Annotated in this window: 22 protein-coding genes, 1 pseudogene and 1 riboswitch; of the genes and pseudogenes, 13 read left to right on the top strand and 10 right to left on the bottom strand. The window is 64.3% G+C overall.

Features of this window, described 5'->3' with window-relative positions; all coding sequences use genetic code 11:
* Window positions 1-36: 36 nt before the first annotated feature.
* Window positions 37-1,308: a phytase gene (locus G6G98_RS12680; protein WP_208321488.1), complete on the top strand. Its 1,272-nt coding sequence runs from the start codon at window positions 37-39 to the stop codon at window positions 1,306-1,308.
* Between the two features lie 76 nt (window positions 1,309-1,384).
* On the opposite strand, the gene G6G98_RS12675 is transcribed toward G6G98_RS12680, so the two are convergent.
* A complete protein-coding gene (locus G6G98_RS12675; protein ID WP_067356576.1) occupies window positions 1,385-1,588 on the bottom strand; it encodes a dodecin family protein in 204 nt (67 codons plus the stop codon).
* 248 nt (window positions 1,589-1,836) lie between these two features.
* On the opposite strand from G6G98_RS12675, the gene G6G98_RS12670 reads away from it, so the two are divergent.
* Window positions 1,837-2,757 carry a hypothetical protein gene (locus G6G98_RS12670; RefSeq protein WP_164234098.1) on the top strand — a complete coding sequence of 307 codons (921 nt, stop codon included), beginning with the start codon at window positions 1,837-1,839 and terminating at the stop codon, window positions 2,755-2,757.
* Here G6G98_RS12670 and G6G98_RS17170 read toward each other — a convergent pair.
* From G6G98_RS17170 to G6G98_RS12650, 3 genes are all read right to left on the bottom strand, one after another.
* Window positions 2,715-3,653: a G5 domain-containing protein gene (locus tag G6G98_RS17170; protein WP_164234099.1), complete on the bottom strand. Its 939-nt coding sequence runs from the start codon at window positions 3,651-3,653 to the stop codon at window positions 2,715-2,717. The two genes, G6G98_RS12670 and G6G98_RS17170, sit on opposite strands and share 43 nt — an antisense overlap.
* Before the next feature lie 135 nt (window positions 3,654-3,788).
* Window positions 3,789-5,507 (bottom strand): DUF2075 domain-containing protein, encoded by a 1,719-nt coding sequence (locus G6G98_RS12655; protein WP_164234100.1) that lies wholly within the window; start codon window positions 5,505-5,507, stop codon window positions 3,789-3,791.
* Window positions 5,504-5,824, bottom strand: a complete 321-nt coding sequence (locus G6G98_RS12650) for a nucleotide pyrophosphohydrolase (RefSeq protein WP_164234101.1) — start codon at window positions 5,822-5,824, stop codon at window positions 5,504-5,506. The genes G6G98_RS12655 and G6G98_RS12650 overlap by 4 nt, the downstream gene beginning before the upstream one ends.
* A 339-nt stretch (window positions 5,825-6,163) precedes the next feature.
* On the opposite strand from G6G98_RS12650, the gene G6G98_RS12645 reads away from it, so the two are divergent.
* From G6G98_RS12645 to G6G98_RS17230, 5 genes are all read left to right on the top strand, one after another.
* Window positions 6,164-7,267, top strand: a complete 1,104-nt coding sequence (locus G6G98_RS12645) for a DNA cytosine methyltransferase (RefSeq protein WP_243842119.1) — start codon at window positions 6,164-6,166, stop codon at window positions 7,265-7,267.
* A gap of 12 nt (window positions 7,268-7,279) precedes the next feature.
* Window positions 7,280-8,347, top strand: a complete 1,068-nt coding sequence (locus G6G98_RS12640; protein WP_166706100.1) for a restriction endonuclease PLD domain-containing protein — start codon at window positions 7,280-7,282, stop codon at window positions 8,345-8,347.
* Window positions 8,348-8,414: 67 nt separating this feature from the next.
* Complete coding sequence (locus G6G98_RS12635; protein ID WP_164234103.1) at window positions 8,415-9,986, top strand: restriction endonuclease FokI C-terminal domain-containing protein; 1,572 nt, start codon at window positions 8,415-8,417, stop codon at window positions 9,984-9,986.
* 56 nt (window positions 9,987-10,042) lie between these two features.
* Window positions 10,043-10,522, top strand: coding sequence for a very short patch repair endonuclease (locus G6G98_RS12630; RefSeq protein ID WP_164234104.1), 480 nt, complete (start codon window positions 10,043-10,045; stop codon window positions 10,520-10,522).
* A gap of 53 nt (window positions 10,523-10,575) precedes the next feature.
* Entirely contained in the window at window positions 10,576-10,710 is a 135-nt protein-coding gene (locus G6G98_RS17230) for a hypothetical protein (protein ID WP_279587593.1), read from the top strand.
* Window positions 10,711-10,786: 76 nt separating this feature from the next.
* Here the strand turns inward: G6G98_RS17230 and G6G98_RS12625 are convergent, their stop codons facing one another.
* The 6 genes and pseudogenes from G6G98_RS12625 to G6G98_RS12600 all read right to left on the bottom strand — a co-directional run.
* A complete protein-coding gene (locus tag G6G98_RS12625) occupies window positions 10,787-11,026 on the bottom strand; it encodes a hypothetical protein (protein WP_164234105.1) in 240 nt (79 codons plus the stop codon).
* Between the two features lie 139 nt (window positions 11,027-11,165).
* On the bottom strand, window positions 11,166-11,924 hold the full coding sequence (locus tag G6G98_RS12620; RefSeq protein ID WP_164234106.1) for a DUF6339 family protein: 759 nt from the start codon (window positions 11,922-11,924) through the stop codon (window positions 11,166-11,168).
* Window positions 11,917-12,759, bottom strand: a complete 843-nt coding sequence (locus tag G6G98_RS12615) for a hypothetical protein (RefSeq protein ID WP_164234107.1) — start codon at window positions 12,757-12,759, stop codon at window positions 11,917-11,919. Before G6G98_RS12615 ends, G6G98_RS12620 begins: the two co-directional genes overlap by 8 nt.
* A complete protein-coding gene (locus tag G6G98_RS12610) occupies window positions 12,756-14,675 on the bottom strand; it encodes a hypothetical protein (protein WP_164234108.1) in 1,920 nt (639 codons plus the stop codon). Before G6G98_RS12610 ends, G6G98_RS12615 begins: the two co-directional genes overlap by 4 nt.
* Before the next feature lie 31 nt (window positions 14,676-14,706).
* Window positions 14,707-14,937, bottom strand: coding sequence for a hypothetical protein (locus G6G98_RS12605; RefSeq protein WP_164234109.1), 231 nt, complete (start codon window positions 14,935-14,937; stop codon window positions 14,707-14,709).
* Between the two features lie 508 nt (window positions 14,938-15,445).
* Window positions 15,446-15,562, bottom strand: a riboswitch (SAM riboswitch).
* 440 nt (window positions 15,563-16,002) lie between these two features.
* A pseudogene (locus G6G98_RS12600) lies at window positions 16,003-16,731 on the bottom strand (SulP family inorganic anion transporter); the annotation flags it as partial.
* A gap of 130 nt (window positions 16,732-16,861) precedes the next feature.
* On the opposite strand from G6G98_RS12600, the gene G6G98_RS12595 reads away from it, so the two are divergent.
* The 6 genes from G6G98_RS12595 (at window position 16,862) to panB (ending at window position 21,055) form a co-directional block, all read left to right on the top strand.
* Entirely contained in the window at window positions 16,862-17,308 is a 447-nt protein-coding gene (locus tag G6G98_RS12595; protein ID WP_164234110.1) for a hypothetical protein, read from the top strand.
* 90 nt (window positions 17,309-17,398) lie between these two features.
* On the top strand, window positions 17,399-18,046 hold the full coding sequence (locus G6G98_RS12590; RefSeq protein ID WP_164234111.1) for an NAD(P)H-hydrate epimerase: 648 nt from the start codon (window positions 17,399-17,401) through the stop codon (window positions 18,044-18,046).
* Window positions 18,047-18,250: 204 nt separating this feature from the next.
* Window positions 18,251-18,958, top strand: coding sequence for a DUF2520 domain-containing protein (locus G6G98_RS12585; protein WP_164234112.1), 708 nt, complete (start codon window positions 18,251-18,253; stop codon window positions 18,956-18,958).
* Window positions 18,955-19,806: a pantoate--beta-alanine ligase gene (gene panC / locus G6G98_RS12580; RefSeq protein WP_164234113.1), complete on the top strand. Its 852-nt coding sequence runs from the start codon at window positions 18,955-18,957 to the stop codon at window positions 19,804-19,806. Before G6G98_RS12585 ends, panC begins: the two co-directional genes overlap by 4 nt.
* On the top strand, window positions 19,806-20,189 hold the full coding sequence (gene panD, locus G6G98_RS12575; protein WP_164234114.1) for an aspartate 1-decarboxylase: 384 nt from the start codon (window positions 19,806-19,808) through the stop codon (window positions 20,187-20,189). Before panC ends, panD begins: the two co-directional genes overlap by 1 nt.
* Window positions 20,186-21,055 carry a 3-methyl-2-oxobutanoate hydroxymethyltransferase gene (gene panB / locus G6G98_RS12570; RefSeq protein WP_164234115.1) on the top strand — a complete coding sequence of 290 codons (870 nt, stop codon included), beginning with the start codon at window positions 20,186-20,188 and terminating at the stop codon, window positions 21,053-21,055. Before panD ends, panB begins: the two co-directional genes overlap by 4 nt.
* The last annotated feature ends 35 nt before the right edge of the window (window positions 21,056-21,090 follow it).

Below are 21,090 nucleotides of genomic sequence, written 5' to 3'. Positions count from 1 at the left end.
ATCGAGCGTCAGCATCCACCGACCTGAGGAGAACTCGTGATCCCCCGCCTGCTCACCGCGACCGCTGTCGGCGCCGTCGTCGCGCTCGTCGGCAGCTCCGCCGCGTACGCCCGCCCGCCGAAGCCGGAGCCCGAGCCGCTCACCGCCGTGCTCGAGACGCCCGCCCTGTGGGACGAGGACGACGCGGATGCCGACGACCCGGCCATCTGGGTCGACGAGGACTCCCCCGAGGACAGCCTCGTGATCGCCACGGCGAAGGAGGCCGGGATCTACGTCTACGACCTCGCCGGGCAGGAGGTGCAGCACATCGCACCCGACCCCGCTCCGGGCGAGGACGACGCCCCGGGCCGCTACAACAACGTCGCCCTCATCCACGACTTCGAGCTCGACGGCGAGGAGGTCGACCTCGCGGTCGCGTCGGACAAGGGCATGGACGACCTCGGCATCTTCGTGATCGACGACGGCGAGCTCACCGAGGTGACCGCGCCGGATGCCGGGTGGATCTTCAGCGCCTCGCAGGAGGAGATCAACGGCGAGCACACCGCCTACGGCCTGACCACCTGGCAGGACGAGGACGGCGCGTACGCGCTGGTGAGCCGCAACTCCGAGACCGACGTCGCGCTGCTCGAGCTGCAGGCGCACGACGACGGCACGGTCGGCTGGGAGAAGGTGCGCACGCTCGCGCTGCCGGCGGAGTTCACGATGCCCGACGGCTCGAGCTGGACCACCTGCGACGACCCCGGCCAGTACGCGCAGGTCGAGGGCATGGCCGTCGACGAGAAGACCGGCACCGCGTACCTGGGGCAGGAGCTCGTCGGCATCTGGAAGGTCGACGCCGATCTCACGGGTGAGCCCGAGCTCGTCGACACCGCGGTCGAGTTCGGCCTGCCGGGCACGTACGACGCCGAGGCCGACGAGTGCGTCTACGGCGAGAACCCGGGCTTCGGCGGCGACGTGCTGCGCACCGACATCGAGGGCCTGACGATCTACCGGACCCAGGGCAAGAAGGGCTACCTGCTCGCGTCGAGCCAGGGCGACGACAGCTACGCGGTGTACGAGCTGCAGGGCGACAACGACTACGTCGGCTCGTTCCGCACCGCCGACGGCGACGTCGACAGCACCCAGCACAGCGACGGGGCGGATGCCGTGAACGTCAGCCTGCCGGGCTTCGACGGCGGCCTGCTCGTGGTGCAGGACGGCGACAACACCCCCGAGGGCGAGGATGAGTCGAGCACGAACTTCAAGTACCTCGCTTGGGAGGACGTGGCGGAGAAGAGCGGCCTCGATCTCGACGTGGCGCGACGCTAGGCGGATCGGATGCCGTCGGCGCGAGGCTCCGACGGCATCCGCTCCTTCTCACCCTCCGTGGTGCGTGTGTGGGAGGTCAGTCGTCGAGGACGAAGGTGACCTCGAGCGTCACCTGCCATTCGGTGATCGCGCCGTCGGCGACGAGGACCTGGTGCTCCTTCACCCAGGCGCCGCTGACGTTGCGCAGCGTCTCGTTCGACCTCTCGATGCCGTGCCGCACGGCGGCCTCGAAGCTCTCCGAGGAGCGTGCGGTGATGGTGGTGACGCGTGCGACGGACATGGGTCCTCCTTCGTTGGCTGACGGGTTCCATGCAACTCCCCGGGAGGGGCGGGTGCAAGGGGTTGTGTCAGGCCCCCGGTCGTTGAGCGAGCGAAGCGAGTCGAAACGCCGGCACCCTCAGTCGCGCCCCCCGGACGTTGAGCGAGCGCCAGCGAGTCGAAACGCCCGCACCCTCAGCCGCTCATCCCAGAGAACTGTCAGCCGCGTCCTCCCCACGGTCTCGCTCGTGTCGTGACAGCCTGGCGCACATGACTGTCACGACTCCTCGCCCGCGCTGGCTGTCGTTCCTGATCGGCGTGGGCGGCGGCGTCCTCGGGCTGCTGCCCTGGCTGGTCGGCGGCGGGCGGATGCTCCTGCAGAACCTGTGGACCGTGTACGTGCCGCCCGAGCAGATGCCGTTCGTGCTGCTCCCCGTGAGCCAGTACTCAGCGCTGCTGCTGTTCTCACTGGTGCTGATCGGCGGGGTGTTCGTCGGGCTGGCCGTGCGCCTGGTCGGCCGAGGCATGGCTGCGTGGCCCGGCTCGATGGGCTTGCTGCTCGTGCACGTCGTCGCCACGGTGCAGAGCTTCATCGTGCTGCATGGCGGCCTCGGCCTGGACGGCGGCGGCGACCCCCGTGCGACCGTGTACTTCGCGGGGATGCTCGGTGGCACGATCCTCACGGTCCTCCTCGCGCAACTCGCGTTCTGGATGACGTCGCGTCGTTCGGCCGGCGTCGCCGCCCTCGGCGTCGCGCTCGCCGCGGTGTCGTTCGCGAACTGGGCGATGCGCTGGGTGGTCGCCTTCACCGGCGAGGCGCTTGTGCCGATGTGGATCACGTCAGTCGCGCGGTGGGTCCCCGCGGTCGTGGTCGGTCTGGCGCTGGTGTGGTGCGGGGTGCGCCCGCTGTGGAGGCTCGTCGTGTGGGCCGTCGCGCTGCTCGCGCTGTGGATCGTGCCCGCTCTGTACACGGCGCTCTCGTACGGGCTCGGGATGCGCGTGCTCGACGGGGACGTGCCTGAGATGCTGCGGGCCGCCGCGCAGGTGTTCCCGATGGCGCTCGCGATCGAGTGGCTGCCGGTGGTGGTCGCGGCGGGGATCGGGGTTGTGGGGACGGTGGGGCGGATGCTGGTGGGGCGTCTCCGGCCTCAGTCGCAGGCGATGCCGTCGCCGTCGCGGTCCAAGTCGTAGATGTCGGAGCCGACGATCCGGACGGGCCCTTGCACGTAGGCCGGACCGTTCCCGCTCCCGCCAGCGCAATCGACGTCGCTCGCGATCGGGACACAGGCCCCGGTGTAGTTGGAATCGCATCCTCCGCCGCCCTGCTGGACGAGTGGTACCGGGGCAGGCGGGGGAGCCGGCGCTTTGCTCCCGATCGCGGTGACCTCGGCGACTGGCGCAGTCTGAACCGTTTCGCTGACCACTTCCCGGGCCACCTCGACACCGTCAACCATCGTGACGCGATACGTGATCACCTTCACGCCATCCACACCGGCGGTGACGACGGCCGTCGTGCCCTGATCGCGCAGCGGGTCATCGATTGTCGTCCTCTCGAACGGGATGGCGACGTTCTCGGTCAGGGTACCGACCGTCGTCGGCACGGGGGTCGGTGTCGGACGCGAAGCTGACGCCGTCGGCGGGATGTCGGCGATGCTGTTCGGCGTCGCAAAGTTGCCCGCCTCGGTACTCGGGCTTGGGCTCGCGCTCGCCACTCCGCCTCCGGTGATAAGCAGGGCGGCGACGCCCAGAGCGGCGAGGCCTGAGCGGCGGGTGCGCAACCCGACGCCGGGCAGCGGTCGTGCGATCAGCACCACGAGCCCGACGACGATCACCGCGAGCGCGGCGAGAACGATCGCCACCGGCGAGAGCCTTGCGAGGATGCCGCCGATCACCAGCGAGGCGACGATGATCGCGACTGTGCGCCAGCCTGTGTGTGTTTTGGCGCGCACGGCCGGTGTGGCGGCTGCTGCGGTCGACGCAGCGACGGGCGCCGTCGCAGCGGTCCACTGCACGCCGTCCCACCATCGCAGATGGTTCGGGTTCTGCGGGTCCGGGTACCAGGCGGCAGGCGGTGGCAGGGTAGACATGAACGCACCTCTCGGAGCTGAGGCGACGAATCGCGGGGCGCGCCGTTGCGCCTTGAGATGTGTATATCGCCTTCCGCCCTAGGGCGACAACGGGCGGGGACGAGAAATGCCTCCCTCGTTGTGCAGGCAAGCGGTCTATTGAGAACTGAGTTGCTTTCGCAGCCGCTCCCGCAGTCCGCGATCGCACACGTACACAAACGTCCCAAGCATCCCGCGTGTCAGCAGCACTCCGTAGATGTTCCGGATGAAGACGAGCAGATCATCATCGGTGAAGCCGTGGCTGAAGCTTCCGGTGCGGAGCTTGCCCATCTTGTCGCGGTAGTCCTCGGCGCTCGCGACGATCTCGCCGGTCGGCGAGAGACGCAGATCCGGCCCGATGATCACGCCGGCGTAGTTGAGGTCGTAGCCCTGCACGGTGTGGATGGAGCCGACCTCGTCGAGCGAACCGCGAGAGTTGATCCAGTCCTTGTCGGTGCTGTTCCACCGCATCCGCTCGCCGTCGAGCTCGATGTCGTAGACCTCGGGGTTCCGTTTCGACATCCAGCCCCACGCATAACCTGCGACCAGGCGGGACAGGCCAACCTCGGCGTCCTTCTCGCGGATCGCCCTACGCATGTCCCCGAGGTCGTCGAAGAACCGCAGGTCGTAGTCGCCGAGGTCCGACAGCGCCCGTTTCTCGCCGCGCAGCATCCCTCGTATGAAGTCGACGTAGTCGGCGCCGGCGCGCACGCGCATCTGTGTCGTGAGCCGGAAGTGCCGGTGCGCGTTCTTGGCGTCGCTCACCACGTCGTCGAGTGTGGCAGGAGACAGGTCGTGCGGGCGGACGCTCTGCGCGCCGTCGACGAGCAGCAGCTGATGCTTCGACCGCGCCTTGATCCAGTCGAGCTGGGTGTGATGTGGGGCGTCCTCGCCGAACAGCCGTTCGTTGATGTCGCGGAACTTCTTGTTCTGCGGGCCTGACGGCTGATTCGAGCGCTGGTTCAGCCGGTGCGTCTCGTCGACGAGGACGAGGTCGAAGTCAGCATCTGACTCCCCGACCTGGAACGCGGTGAGCACCATGGTGGGGTCGAGCTTGGGGGTCTTGCGAAATACGCGCTGCACCGATTCGCGCAGCGACTGCTGCGGGATGACGAGCGCCATGCGCAGGTCCTTGAGGAGCTCGCGATTCTCGGGTACGAAGAACTCCGCGAACATCGAGTCGGGCTCGAGGTCGTCGTACTCCGTGTAGTCGCGGATGTCGGCGAGGAGCTTCATGAGGAAGATCGCGATGATCGTCTTGCCCGTGCCCGGGTCGCCTTGCACGACGAGGGTGGATCGCTCGTCCGGGTGGGCGAGATCCTCGAGCAGTCCCTCGACGATGTCGGTCACGGCGATCGCCTGGTCGTCGGTGAGCGCTTTGAACGGCGACAGCTTGAACAGGTCGGAGTTCTCGATCTGCGGGATGCTGCGCGAGAACAGACCCTCTTCGCGGAGCGTCTCGAAGACGTCGCGAAACGACTCGCGATAGAGCTCGCGATCGTAGTACTGCGCGTCGGTGAGGCCGTCGTTGCCATTGAGGACGCTGTACTGGCCGTCACCGGAGAACCAGCGGATGAGATGCGATTCGAGGTCGAGGCACACAGACTTGTTGAACTTCTCGTCGATCACGACGCGGATGCTGTCGAGGCCTTCGCCCTTCTTGGTGCTTTCCAGGTGCTGGCGCATGCGCTTCTGAGTGCCGGTCGTCTCGCCGACATAGAGCTTGCGCGAACCGTCGAGCACGTAGACGACAGGCCAGTTGGTATGGCGCGGGTCAGCCTGAGCCCAGGTGTCGACGGCCTCGCGCGTGAATCTGAGGCGGCGGATGTCGGTCACTGCGGTTCCTGCTTGCTGATGACGCCCTGGTTGTGCTCGACCGGATACTTCCGCTGCGTCTTCTCGAGCTTCGCCATAACGATGTCGTCGAGGTCGACCCCGAGCCTGTTCGCCAGATGGATGCAGTAGGTGACGACGTCGGCGAGCTCTTCCTCGACTTTCTGCTGGTCGGGGTTGCCTGTCCACTGGTAGAGCTCGAGCAGCTCGGACGCCTCGATCGCGATGCTCTTCGCGAGGTTCTCCGGGGTGTGGAAGTGGTCCCAGTCGCGCTCGGCTACGAAGGCGCGGAGGGCGGCGAGGGTGTGCTGGGAGGGCATGGCAGCGAAGGTAGCACTCGACGTCAGCACTATGTAGCAAGTGTCGCGAACATACTCCAAATGGCTTAGGTGCCAGGGTGCTGAGGGAGGCGCTGACGCCGCGAGGACGGGAGTCGATCCTCCAACGAGGATGAGAGGATAGATGTCCTGCGCTCCTAGCAACGCGTCGGTCGCTCGAGACGAAGGCACGCGCGCGCGGAAGCTGCTTTTCGGGTGGAACTGATGTAAGCTGCCGCTGAGAGCTACGAACACGATGTCGGACGTCAGTCCTACTCTTTCGAATCTAGGTACTAGCCCGCTGGGCGGATGTGAGGAGCTTCAAATATGATTCGGTATCGCGTGGGAGAGCTGTTCTGCGGACCCGGAGGGATCGCCCGGGGACTCGACTTTGCCGTGGAAGACCTCCGCAAAGAGGGTGTCGAGGTTGATGTTGAACACACCTGGGCGAACGATTACGACGCGGCGACCGCTCGGACCTATAAGGCGAACTTTCCCGGTGCTCACGTTATCCACAAAGACATCCGAAAGCTTGACATTGAGACCGAGCTTTCTGATATCGACGGGTTCGCGTTCGGCTTCCCTTGCAACGACTTCAGTGTCGTGGGCGAGCAGAAGGGGATCGACGGCACGTTTGGGCCGTTGTACGAATACGGCGCGCGAGTAGTCGACCGCTACAGCCCCAAGTGGTTTTTCGCCGAGAACGTGGGAGGGTTGCGGAACAGCAATGATGGTGTGGCCTTCGAGATGATCTTGGATCGGCTGCAGGAAGCCGGCGCTCCCGAGTACGGGGGGTACACGCTTTACCCTCACCTGTACAAGTTCGAGGAGTACGGCGTGCCGCAGCGCCGGCACCGCATAATCATCGTTGGCGTGCGCAATGATCTCGAAGTGGATTTTCGGGTTCCTTCGCCTGAGCCCTACTCGCACATCGACAACTCCGTGAAGACTGCGCTGAGCAATATACCGGCAGACGCGACCCACCAGGAGCTCACCCGACAGAATCCGACCGTTGTTGAGCGTCTGTCGCACATCAAGCCAGGTGAGAACGCGTTTACAGCTGACCTTCCTGCGCATCTGCAACTGAATGTTCAGGGGGCGAAGATCAGCCAGATCTACCGAAGACTGCAGGCGGACAAGCCTTCATACACCGTCACAGGCTCTGGCGGTGGAGGCACGCACGTCTATCACTACGAGGAGAATCGTGCCCTGACGAACCGGGAGCGCGCACGCATTCAGACCTTCCCCGACGACTACATCTTCGAGGGCAAGAAGGAAGAAGTTCGGAAGCAGATCGGCATGGCCGTACCTGTCGACGGCGCGCGCGTTGTGTTTAAGGCCTTGCTCAGCTCGCTGGAAGGCATTGAGTATCCGAGCGTCGAGCCGAACCTCCTGAGGTCTGTCCCACCCAGGCGCGAGGCTTCGGCAAGCGAGCGATCTGCATAACGCCAAGCGACTGTGACCACTCCACACGTTCTCCTATCTGACCGGCTTTTCGAGTCGGTGCTGATGGCGCCCGCGGCTTACGCGGATGAGCTTAAGATCGTCGCGGGGTATGCATCACCTGCGATGGTCAGCAGGGTCCTCGCGGAGTTGCCAGACTCGGCAACCCTGCACCTGGTGGTTGGCATGGCGGGCCATGAAGGCGTGGTCATCGCCGATCACGAAGCGTTTACCGCATTGCAGGAAGCAAACTCAGATCGGTTGCGCGTTGCCTACACAACCGGAGGACGCTCCATCCATACGAAGCTTTATGTCTGGAGCAGGCAGGGAGAAGGCGTCGAGGCATACGTCGGGTCATCGAACTTTACTCAGAACGGGTTCTTGGTCGGCTGGCGCCAGTCAAGGCACTCAGAAGTGTTAGCAAGGACTGACCCGTCGCAAGCCATGGCTGAGTTCGCCCGGATTGAGTCCGAGTCTCTAAGCGCCATCCACCCGGATGTCGAGAATGAGATTGAACTGCACACGCGGTCGCGAGCATCGTTGGACTCTGCAGCGATTGCGGATGTCCCAGGAGCCGGTGGACCGTTGCTGGGTGCCGAAAGTTTGATCCTGCCTCTAGTCGCGATCCGAGACTATCCGCCCACGGGAACGGTGAGGGGGGAACCCCATCGTGTGTGGGGATTGAACTGGGGTGTCGGTCGAGGACGTAGTAACAGGAACGAGGCGTCCATCCTCATTCCACAGATCGCGAGGGATGATAAGCCGAACTTCTTCCCGCGCGGCGAAAGCGGACGTCGTGTTCATTTTCTCGTTGGAACCGATGACAACAAATCGATGTTCATGTCGGTCGCCGAGCAAGGTGACAAGGCTCTGCATTCAGTGCCCTCGAATGGCGCCTTGGGTGAATATTTCCGTTTCCGGCTAGGGGTCGCGAACGGTGCAGTCGTGACGCTGGATCACCTTCGAGCTTTCGGTTCCAGATTCGTGAAGTTCTTCCGGCTCGATGATGAGACTTATCACATGATCTACTCCCCCGATCTTGAGCCTGAGGGCATGGCGCTTTACGGATTTCCTCCGCTGTAGTTGTCGCGATGCCGGACGGTGGGTCGCTAAACGTGCTGGGGACCGCCGGTTGGCTATGGTGAGGGGTGTGACGAAGCAGTACTGGATGTTCAGTCGCCCGCAGCGCAAGCTCTACCGCCTGCCGCAGACTGTGGCTGCCCTTTACGAGGTTGCGCATCGCGAAGAGTGGGGAGGCGCTCGCGAACTCCATGTTGCGTTCGAGGAGGTCCTTGAACGCGAACTGATCAAGCGTCCAGGAGAGCGGCGCGACGGCTCGGGATCTGGTGGGCGCACACATGCGGCGTTAGTGCGCAGCCTTGGGTTCGCGTTTGTTCGGGAACGGACAAACAGCCTAGAACTTACCCTCGCGGGTCAGGCTCTCGCTGAAGGAGCGCCCCCGCGCGAGCTCATCAGACATCAGGTATTGCGTTTTCAGTTCCCGTCGCCATACTCGGTTGGTCGGAATGTAGACATTAGCCCGAGATTCAAAGTTCGACCCTTCATTCTTATCCTTCGTATGTTGCTCTTGGGGGAGCTCGGTGGGTTGACGCAGGAAGAGATCGCGCTACGCGTTCTGGTCCACGGAACTGGTGACGCCCCCAAAGATGCCACTCGAGTTGCTAAGCTCGTTCTTGACTACCGGGCACGAGGCATTGATGCTCTCGAGCCCGATTTTGTGTCGCGGTTTGGAGGCCAGCGTGACACGTTTGATTCTTTGCGTAGCAAGCTGAACGACATTGCGAACACCGCGCTCAATTGGCTTGAGTATTCGGACGTCATCGAACGAAACCGTGATGTTGTATCTATACCCGAAAGTCTCGTCGGAGCCGCGAGCGCTTTGATCGACGTTTATACCCGGGAGAATCCCATCCGTGATTCGGACCAGGAAGAGACTTTTCAACGACGTTATGGACTTCCTCCTGGTGTCAGGAAGGACACCCGCGACCTGGCGCGATCCCGGGCGCTAACGGAGCTTGAACATGCTCGGCGCCGCGTCAATACCGTCGTCATGGGATGGGCACGCTCTGAGTTGCTTGTCGAGGGTGCGACCCCTGAAATTATTGATCGTCTCGTAGAAGCGACGGGACTCGAGCGCGCAATGGTGGCTCGCGTCGCGCAACAGGTTCTCGGACGAGACCGCACGGTCGACCAGTTCCTGAGCACCTACGCGAACCTCGTTCATGATGAATCTCCCCGTGCCGCGAAACTGTTCGAGGAGTCAACCGCCAACATCCTTAAGGCTGTGTTCCGTGTTGACGCGAAGCTGGTCGGCAGTCAGGGACGTGAACCAGATGTGGTCGTCTCGGGCGACGGGTGGCGAGGAATTGTTGACACGAAAGCCTATTCAGGCGAGTACACACTTCCTTCGGGGCATGATCGCGCGATGCGCGAGTACGTTGAGAACTACAGGGCGGGTGACTCTCCTCTTAGGTTCTGGGCGTTCATCTGTGGCGCGGTTGCGCGCGGGGCGAGCGCAAAGGTGCACTTCCTTGGGAAACAGGTAGGCCTGGCTGGCACGGTTGTGGGCATGGTGGCTTGGCTCCAGATGATCAAGCTTGCTGAAGCGGGGGTAATTGGTGGTTCCGATCTGCCACGCTTGTTCAGCATTGGACGAGAGCTCACGCTGGAAGATCTCCCTACGTTAGTTGCTGGCGGATAGGTCAGCCGAGCAGTAGCCAACTACGACTCAGCCCGACTCGCACGTAGAGTAGGCAGATGTCCTGGGCCTCGTCTGACGGGAGCAGGCGAACGATGCAGGCCAACCGTCGACGCGATACGCGGCCCGAGATGGCAGTTCGCCGCATCGTTCATGCTCAGGGACTTCGGTATCGCGTCGACTTCGCTCCGCTCGGCGGCCGTCGGAGAGCAGATATCGTCTTCACTCGCCTTCACATAGCAGTTTTCATTGACGGTTGCTTTTGGCACTCCTGCCCGTTCCATGCGGTGTCCCCGAAACAGAACAGCGACTACTGGTTGCCCAAGCTCCAACGGAATGCGGAGCGCGACCGCGAGACGGATGCGTTGCTCGCCGACGCGGGGTGGCTGGTCTTGCGGTTCTGGGAGCATGAATCGCCAGAAGACGTTGCATCTGAGATCGTTGAGGTTGTCGTTCGATGTAGGGGAAACACCGCTTCACGCGACCATTCCGTCAGCATCGATGCGATGAGTCACGCACGGGGTAGACCTCGAAACTAGTGGCCGCAGTCAGTTTCGCCCTCTTACGCCTCGCGAACACGCTTGCGGATCTCGTGAGCGTCCAAATTGGCCACCCGCATGAGGTCAAGGAGCTGCCGATGGTGCGCCCCGTGGCGTTCCCACAGCTCAGCTCCAACGGCGGACTCGAGGTGATCTTCGTCGGACGTCCAAGTCGCTCGTACTCCTGAAGGTGGGTGATCCGCTCCTCGATGTCCGCGACGCCGCAGGCCGCGGGAGCCAGCCGCGCTGTGCTGCGCGACCAGGTCAGCCGATGCTTGTTCCCCTTGCTCTGACTGCATTTGCCACACGCAGGAACCCGAGTTTTGGATCTCCGAGATGGATCCAGTGGGCCGTTGCTTGTTCGACGAGCGGCCGCAGGTGGTCCCACTCCATGCTGGTGCCTCCGCCATACGCGCAGGCAACGAAATACAGCATCCCAAGAGTCTCCAGCGCTTCGCGCGCCTCGTCATCGGTGGGTGGCGCGACGGGGATCATGCCGTTCACGAATGATATGTTGCCGAGTTGATGTTGGAGGTTCTACATGCGCGGTCAGCTTCGGTCGCCTTCGTTACTCAAGGTAATGCCCTGTGGCGCTGGAAGATCGTTCACAACCTCACGGAGAAGAACACCTAAGCGAACTCCGTCAGAGCTTCAGATTCTCGCGGAAGCCTTGGTCCACGATTTCAAGAAGCTCCGCCTCCGGTACTGTCCCGAGCGCTCGGCGACCAGCGAGGAAGTCGAGTCCCTCGAGGAATGCGCGTACACCGATGCGATCATAGGGCGTCTCCTGATCAACGAAGTAGGTCTTGAGGACGCTGAGCATGGCGCGCGCAAGGGTCGGGATTGTCGCGAGTCCAGGCCGTCCCAGAATCTGCACAGACAGGTCACTGTTTGAGAAGAAGGCCTGGAGGGCCGGGTTGAGCTCCTCAGCGCGGGTGAACCGACGCACATACCAACCGCTCCACCAGAGCCGCGCAATCGCGTGATCGCGCTCACGCCTGCGATCTGTGCTAGCAAACACGTGATTCGTGACGTGATTGCCGAGCGCTTCGCCGTGAGCAGGCCAGCGATCGCGGGTGTAGTTGCGGAAGTAGCCGAGCGCGAGAGTCACCCAAAGGCGCTCGTCTACTGCATCTGCTGGGGTCAGGTTCGGCAACACTTGGAGGATCAGGTGGGCATTTGCTGCGTCTAGGTCACCCTGGCGAGTGCCCTCGTCCGAGAGGTGGAGGCTGAAAGCCCCATCGACCTCGTACTCCGACTCGATGAACCTCAGGTCAAGCTCCGTCACCAGCGAATCAAGATCGGTGTTCCAAACGCGCGTCGCGTTCTCGCCTGCCGCCATGACCCTTAGCGTGTCGACCGAGTCAGCGGTCAGGATGCGCAACTTCTGCAACTCAGACATCGGCAACCTCGATCTTCTTGAAGCCCTTTGCGCTCACGAGCAATTGGGCCGAGATCTCTTGATACTCGGGGTCGTCGGGTTCGAGTGCACGTCCCAACTCTTCAAGACGACTCAGCAGAGTGCGTCCCCAAGGCAACTCCGTGCTCTCGCCGCCCTCTTCGCGCGCGAGATAGTTCAGGGCGCCCGCAATGCAGTCCTTGTATACACTCATGAATAGATACGGGCGTGCAGATCGATCCGCGCGCATGTGTCCGATGGCGTCGCGGAGGCTCTCGCCCGCGATGATGATTATGCGTGGGCCATCGTATTGGAAGCGATAGATATCGGTATCCGTCTCTTCGGTTGAGTACTGAATCGTAACCAAGTCTCGATCGAGTGTGCGTGAGAACTCAAGGTCGACCGTCACCGATTCGCCGATCCCCAGGATGTCTCCTTCGCGAGTTCGGAAGACGGCCGCCCCGAACTCTGCGTCGATTCCCTCAGGCCGATACGCAGAGTTAGCCGCGCTTGCCACGATCAGCGGGGTGAAGGTGGTGCTCCCGTAGAGCTGTCCGTCCTCGAAAGCGATTCGGCCGGTCCAGCCTTCGAGACTTACGTACTCCCGGAGCAGAGTTGATCTGCACTCGACGTCCATCAGGAGGCGGGCGTTACCGTCAACAAGAAGCTCATCCATCCACGCGACAGACTGGCGGATATCGTACTCGATCACCAATTGCTGCGAGGACTCACCGCCTATCCACGCATCAATCTCAACATGGAACTTTGCGTCGGGCCCGAAGTCATCACTGAACGACGAGAGAACCGGGTACGGGTAAGCCTTGGCTCGATAACTCACGGTTCAAGCCTCCCTTCGATTGCATAGTCGAGATCAGCGGGATGGAAGACGAGACGGAGGCGCTTTCGCGCCGTGGCGCTGAGCTCCGCGAACTCGAGGGATGTCCGCCACGGGGCGCCAGCCGCGGCTTCGTCCTCCGTGCGAAACTCCAGACGTTCAGTTTCTGAGTCACCTGAACGAAGAAGCACGAGGGTCTTCCGTGAGCCGTCGACCGGAGTGAACGCTACATCTGCGACCCCGGATCCCGCCGACAAGCGGACGACGCGCAAATTACGCACGGGCATCCCGGTGCGAAGAGTTCCCTTCGCGGATCCCCCGCCATCTCCGGGAATGGTGCCACCTGTCGATCGGTGCTTTCCCGCACCCCCACTTGTGCCCCGACCGGCGGTCTCCGCGTCGCCTGTGAGCTCGGTCTGCTTGTTTTCGCGATGGGATCGGGACTTCTTGAATGCGACACGTAGGGCGCGGTTCGGCTCGCCTTTCTCCTCCTCACTACCGGTGCCCAGATCCCCGCGCAGCCAATCGTCCAGATCGTCGACTGCGACTTCTTCTTCGATCTCGACGGAGGCATGGTCCCGCAGGAGCGCTCGCACGCTTGACTGAAACTTCGAATACGCGATTTCCGCAGACTTTCGCTCCGCCATGTCGCTGATTCGATCGAACGCAAACTCGGTGTGCTCGGGATTCTCGAGTTTGCGGAGCAGTTCTGAGCCCTGATCACCGGACACGCAGACGAACAGGTCGAACGGTTTGAGGCCCGGAAACCTCTGCAGCTTCTCAGCAGCTCGAGTGATGAGCATCCCGTTGCCGCGGGCCACACCGACATGGCGTCCCACGACGCCATCGAGTCGTAGATACCACGAGATCGCCCCGAAACCATCGAGCTCAAGCTCTCCGGCGAGGTCGCTCTTACGTACCGTACGCGCGGACTCGAGACGCTCGAAGACCTTTTCGGTCGGGTTGAGAGTGTTGATGAGGTCGGTTTCTACGACATCGTCGAAGGCCTGCGCGATGCTATCGGCGTCGATGCGCTCGCGTTGTCCAAGATGAACCACCAATTTGTTCGTGAGCACGGCGTAATAGAAGTTGGCAACCACTGCCAGCTTGACCCCAGCCCAGAGAAGTTCCTCTTCATCCACGCCATAGGGCTCAGGAATGTACACGGACGTGCCGACGCTTAAGGCATCCGCACTCAGTTCCGGTCGCGCGGCGATCGCCCATGACGGCACCCGGCCGTTCGTGAGAGGAAGACACCCCTGGCGAACTCCGAAGTACCCCGTCGCGACGCACCACTCGTTCTCACCTGTCACGGTTGTGAGCGGCACTGACTGAAGGATGCTCTTCCCCTGGAATCTTGTCTCGTGTCCCTCCTGGTGCTCGATACGCGACAGGTAGAAGAGAGTGCGGAGCTCCGACATCGCGAACGGTGCTCTCGAGCCATGCCCGAATGATCCCAGAGCCGCATTGCTGTCCTTGAACGTCATACCAGCGCCCTTGACAAGCGCGAGCCAGGGTCCTGACTGGGGATTCTCTGGAGGGTCGTAGATGGGACCGGTAAGGCCCTTCGTGTTGTAGTCATGGACGCCGAGGAGGGTGATACTCCCGTCCTCAATCTGGTCGAGGGCGCGCGCGTAGAAGCTCTTGCCAGCGGCTGTCCGCTCGAGATCGTGAGCTGCTTCGAGGTAGCGCGCGAGTTCGGTGAAACCGGTGCTGGCGAGATCGGATGTGGTGTCGAGCGTGAACCGGACGACGACCGGCTCGCCAGCGATCTTCCGTGCGTCGAGGGAGTTCTGAATCATCTCCCGCACGAGTGCTTGGAGGCGCTCACTCTTGAACATGTCGATTGCCGACACGTTGAAGCCCTCTCGGGTTCCGTGGTTAAGAGAAGGAAACTTCCATCCCACCTCAGTTGCCATGCCTGTCATCCCCCCGCCCATTACCATTCCCTCATCCCTTCAGCCGGAAGGTACGTTCTCGCCCCGCTGAAGCGTCCGCGAATCGCGCCTTGACCGCGCGCACCTCGCTCTCCAAGGCTCGGACGATTTTGTTCACTTCGGCCTCTTCGTACTCGTAGTTCGATCGGTTGGACAGATTGCCGATCAGCCGTATCGCGTTGAGCGCCTTGTCCGTGCGCGCTTCAGCGAGCGAGATGAAGCGTTCGCGTCGATCTCTCACCATAGTTCTAAACCTTCGGGCCCCATGGGGCACATTATACGTAGATCTTGCCTACATGTGCAACATATAGGCAAAATGCTCTGCGAACAGGAGTGAGGCCCGCTCTCAGCACGACTCGTTGACCAACTGCTTCGGATTGCACTCAGCCCGGAAGGGGCCTTGGCCGCGATGGCGAGTGGGTGCGCTCGGAGTCGTGGAAGCATTCGGGGAATTCGTGGCTCTCGCGATGGTGCATGACGGTTCGTAGTCTCCGGTGCGTTGACGATTCCGGTCAGGGTGCGAACTGTGAAGTCTGCACATAATCACGGGGCTTGAAGGCGACCTAGAATGTGTGCGCTCTGACCGTCTCGTGCTCGCAACGATGAAGCCGCTTCTCGGGAGAGTGCACGGCGGTCGCGGCATCCGTCGGCGCGAAGACCGGGCGGTTCTCGTCGTCCGGCCAGCCGCCTGTGGGGCGCGGGGTGTGATCTGCATTCATCGGATAGTCCTTCCGCGGGAAGGGCAACGAGTGCCCGTCGACTTGCCCGCACGCGATCGCGTCGGGCCGGTTCTTCCCCTGGGGCACCCCGCTCGATGGAGGAGGGTTGCCGTGCAGCCGGCCAGGTACCGATGACTGCAGCTCTTGAACCTGGTTCGACGGTAGCAGGAGCCCGCCGACATCGAGTCGGCGGGCTCCTGCCCATCAGAGATACCGCGGGCATCCCGAGCGCAGGAGCTCTACCTGTCTCAACCAGGAAACTCTAGGACCCGAGGGTCAGAAAGCTCGGTTCAATCCACGTCCTCAACGCCGACGATGTCGTAGGCGAGTCGTATCGTTCCGTTGATCGGAGCTTCGGCTCTCGAATGCAAAGGAGCAGTCATGCGCGTTTCCCCATACCACTCGATCAACCCCAGCGACCCGGACGTTCATCACGTCTACGACGACTGCGTGAGCGGAAAGCAGATTCCCTGGCAGAACAAGCGATCCGGAACGAATGGCTGGCCGCTGTGCAAGCACTGCGCTGACCGTTGAGCGGCGAGATGGCGGATCGGCGCTAGCTGATCCGCCATCACTCCGGCGTTCGCTTCCTACACGTACCCGGCAGTCAACCTCCCCCGCATCCACTCACTCGCTTGATTTATCCTGACGATCTCGACGCGCTTCCCGAGCGCAGCGTACTTCGTCTCGATCGCATCGAGCGCCGCCACGGTCGACGCGTCCTACACGGGTGAAGGCGACAGGTCGATCACGACGGGCGCAGGGTCGGCGAAGTACGAGAAAACGTCGTCAGGTCGTTGCTCGACGCGAAGAACAGCTCGCCCTCCACGACCTACGTCACGATAGAACCGGCAAATAGCTACGGACGTTCACGAGGTGATCGACGCGCCGCACGAAGAGTGCCGAAGCGACGACCACGCCACCCACCGCGAGATCGTAGGTGGCAGGACCAGTACTACGGTCGTGACCATCACGAAGGTCTCGCTCTTCGGCATCCGCTTCAGAGCCGACGGACACACGCTGTGCCAGCCGAAAACCCTGATCGCGACCATGATCATCACCGCGGTGAGCGCCGTCATCGGAATCGTGCCGCCAAGTCGCCGAACACGACGGCCAGCAGAAACAGGAAGACGCCGGCGCAGAACGTCGAGAAGCGGGTCCGCGCCCCCGACGCTTTCACGTCGATCATGGTCTGCCCGATGACCGCGCGCATCCGCCCATGCCGCCGAAGATCCCCGAGAGCACGTTCGCGACGCCCTGCCCCACGATTCGCAGCTCTTGTCCGAATGCGTGTCGTTGATCTCGTCGACGAGCGTCGCGGGAACAGCGACTCGATAAGTCAGGTCAGCGCCACCCCAGCGCCTCTCGACACCACCCGCCACCCGGCGTACGGTGTTGCTCGCCGGGCGACGGCGCCCGGATGGGGGACCTCTGGGGAAGAAGGACATCATGAGCAGGAAGTCCGTTGCGAAGGTCGTTGCCATGGGGCTCGCGATCGGCGCAGTTTTCGCGATGGGAGTGGCAGGACCGGCATCCGCGGCGCCGGTGAAGTTCCCTGTGGACGTCGTCGTCCACACCGACTTCAGCGGTGCGCCGAGCATGTTCGAGGGCAACATCCCGGGCTGTGCGACCGGCACCGTGGAAGACGTCGCGGGGGATCCGAGGTTCACGGTCTGGGGCGGTGTCTACGTCGGTGAGAAGGAGTTCACCTGCGACGGCGGCGTCGGTGGATTCACCGTGAGCCTGAAGGCACGATTCGGGGAGTTCGGCTCGACCGGCACCTGGAACATCACCGACGCGTGGGGCTGGTACGAGGGCGTGAAGGCATCCGGATCGCTGACCGGCACGCCGTCCGACCTTGGCATCGACGACAGGTACACCGGGTCCGCGCACTGAGTGGGATGTGATCTGCGGCTGGGTCGGTGGAAGCCGGTCCAGCCGTCCGCATGGGGCACGATGGAACCCCGCCCCGCCGGAAGGAACCCGATGCCGCCCGCCGTCCCGATCCACACCTCCACGCAGGTGCGCGCCGCCGAGGCGCCGCTGCTGGAGGCGGGCGTGCCGCTCATGCGCCGCGCGGCGCATGCCCTCGCGGGCGTGATCGCCGAGCAGCGGCCCGGGCGGATGCTCGTGCTCGCCGGTGCCGGGGACAACGGCGGCGACGCACTGTTCGCGGCGGCCGAGGTCGCGGCCGGCCGCACCACGGTGGACGTGCTGCGCACGGCGGATCGCGTGCACGAGGAGGCGCTTGCCGCGGCGACGGCAGCCGGTGTGCGGCTCGTGGAGCTCGAGGGCGTGGATGCCGCGGCTTACGATCTCGTCGTCGACGGCATCCTCGGCATCGGCGCCCGCGGCGGACTGCGGGGGCGCGCCCGGGAGATCGTCGGGGCGCTGCTGTCGGCACGGCCCCGCGTCATCGCGGTCGACCTGCCGAGCGGACTCGACCCCGACTCCGGCGAGGCTGACGGTGTCGTGCTGCCAGCCGCGATCACTGTGACCTTCGGCGCGGTCAAGGCGGGCCTGACGCGCAGCGGCGGTCCCGCGCTCAGCGGGCGCGTCGTGCTGGTGAGGCTCGGGCTCGAACTCGCGGATGCCGTGGGCACGGCTTCCGTCGACGAGGTCCGCGATGGCTGAACAACCGTGTTTCGTCAAGCGACGGCGAAGCAAGAGTGGCGAATCGGTGGAGAGCAAGATGGGTAGAGATGTAGGCGAATTGGCAGCATAGAGACAAGACATAGTCGATTCTTGGATTGCGTTTTGCTCTCCGATTTGGAGCGCACCCCACCCCAGGCGGATACTCGACCCATCCGGATCACCCATCCCGACCCGGCATCCGCCATGACTTCTGCCTTCGTTCTCGCGCCCGAGACGACCATCGCCGTGATCGGCGCCGGCCGTCTCGGCACTGTGCTCGCCGGCGCCCTCCGCGCCGCCGGATTCGACGTCCGCGGACCGCTCGGACGCACCGACGAAGCACCGGAGACCGACCTCGCGATCCTCGCCGTCCCCGACGGCGCGATCGCCGACGCGGCAGCCACGGCGAACAGCACCAAGACAGCCCACCTCTCCGGTGCCACCGCCCTTGACGCCGTCGACTTCAGCATCCACCCCCTGCAGACCTTCACCGGCACCGAGCCGCCCGAGGTCTTTCACGGCATCGGCGCCGCCGTCGACGGACGCACCGACGACGACACGCAGCTCGCGAGGGACCTCGCCCGCGCCCTCGGCATGACTCCGTTCACCGTCGACGGCCGCGCGACCTATCACGCGGCGGCATCCTTCGCCTCGAACTTCGTGCTCACCGTGCTCGACACGGCCGAGCAGCTCGCCACCGCGGCCGGCGTCGAGAACCCGCGCGAGACCCTCGCGCCGCTCGTGCGCCAGACCGTCGACAACTGGCAGCGGGGCGGCGCGAACGCAGCCCTCACCGGACCCATCGCCCGTGGCGACGAGGCCACCGTCGCCCGGCAACGCGAAGCCGCAGACGACAAAGCACTGTTCGACGCCCTCGCCACCGCCACCCGAGCCCTGAAGGACCGCGCATGAGAATCCTCCGCACGATCGCCGAGGTCCGCGAGGCCGTCCGAGAAGCCAAGGCGCAGAACAGCACCGTCGGCCTCGTCCCCACCATGGGCGCGTTCCACCAGGGCCACCTCTCCCTCATGCGCCGCGCACGGCAGGAGACAGACCTCGTCGTCGTCTCCCTCTTCGTCAACCCGACCCAGTTCGCCCCGAATGAAGACCTCAGCACCTACCCGCGCGACGAAGAAGCAGACGCACGCATGGCCGAACAGGAGGGCGTCGACATCCTCTTCGCCCCCACCCCGGCCGAGATCTACCCCGACGGCTTCGCCACGAACATCCATGTCGCAGGCCTCACCGACGTGCTCGACGGCGCCAGCCGCGGCGCCCACCACTTCGACGGCGTCGCCACCGTCGTCACCAAGCTCTTCAACATCGTCCGCCCCGATGTCGCCTACTTCGGCCAGAAGGACGCGCAGCAGGTGCTCGTCGTGCGCCGCGTCGTGCGCGACCTCGACCTCGACGTCCGCATCGAGGCCTGCCCCATCGTGCGCGAACCCGACGGCCTCGCCATGAGCTCCCGCAACGTCTACCTCGACGCGGATGCTCGGCAGCAGGCCACCGCGCTCAACCGCGCCCTCGACGCGGCGCAGGCTCTGCACGACGGGGGAGAGCGCGACGCCGACAGCATCCGCTCTGCCGCACAGAAGGTCCTCCGTGAAGCCGGCATCCATCCCGAGTACCTCGAGCTCCGCGACGCCGAGACCCTCGAACCCGTCGCCCGCACCACACGAGAGACCCTGCTCGCCGTCGCCGCCCGCGTCGGCACCGCCCGCCTCATCGACAACCACGTACTGAAAGCGAGCAGCTGATGCGCCGCACGATGCTGAAGTCGAAGATCCACCGCGCCACCATCACCGGCAGCGACCTGAACTACGTCGGATCGATCACCATCGACCCCGACCTGCTCGAGGCCGCCGACATCCTCCCGCACGAGCAGGTGCACGTCGTCGACGTCGACAACGGGTCGCGATTCGTGACGTACACCCTCGAAGGCGAGCGCGGATCCGGCGTCATCCAGGTCAACGGCGCCGCCGCCCGCCTCGTGCACACCGGCGACACGATCATCGTCATCTCCTACGCCGACTACTCGCGTGAGGAGCTCGCGGACTACGAGCCCGTCGTCGTGCATGTCGACCGGGCGAACGCGATCATCCGGGTCGACGACGCCGTCGGAGAGCTGGTGACCGCGTGAGCGCGCACGCCGCCCCCACGAAGAAGCTCACGCTGAGCGACCTCGCCGCCAAGAAGGATGCCGGCGAGCGCATCGTCATGGTCACCGCCTACGACTTCCCCAGCGCGCAGATCGCCGAGGCCGCAGGCGTCGACATCGTGCTCGTCGGCGACTCCGCCGCGATGGTGGTTCTCGGCTATGACAGCACCGTGCCCGTCACCACCGACGAGATGCTCATGCTCACCAAGGCCGTGCGCCGCGGACTCGACCGCCCGCTGCTCGTCGGCGACCTGCCCTTCGGCTCCTACGAGGCGTCCGACGAGATCGCCATCGCCACCGCGCAGCGCTTCATCAAGGAGGCCGGGGTCGACCTCGTCAAGATCGAGCGCGGCGGCACCACCGTCGACCGCGCCCGCGCGCTCGTGAACGCCGGCATCCCCGTCGTCGGACATGTCGGACTCACCCCGCAGACCGCCACCGCCCTCGGCGGCTACCGCGCGCAGGGCCGCACCGCCGAGGCCGCCCTCGCCGTCATCGACGACGCCCTCGCCCTGCAGGCCGCCGGCGTCTCGCTGCTCGTCGTCGAAGCCGTGCCGTCCGAAGTCACCGCGGCCCTCATGCCGCTGCTCGACATCCCCGTCATCGGCATCGGAGCCGGAGCGGATGCCGACGGCCAGGTGCTCGTCTTCCATGACCTCCTCGGGGTCTATGGCGGGCCGGCCGCGAAGTTCGTGAAGCGCTACGCCGACGTGCGCGGTGTCTCCATCGACGGGGTCGCCGCCTACGCCGACGAGGTCCGCGACGGCGTCTACCCCGGCCCGGAGCACGGCTACGGGATGCCGGAGGCCGAGGCCGCGCGACTCAGGGAGCTGCTCGCGGCGCGGTAGCCGCGGCATCCGCCGGCCCTTCCTCCGATCGCAGA

This window comes from Microbacterium hydrocarbonoxydans (assembly GCF_011752045.1).
Classification (GTDB): domain Bacteria; phylum Actinomycetota; class Actinomycetes; order Actinomycetales; family Microbacteriaceae; genus Microbacterium.
Note: the sequence above shows the minus strand (reverse complement) of the source record. Positions and strands in the feature narration are given on the sequence as shown.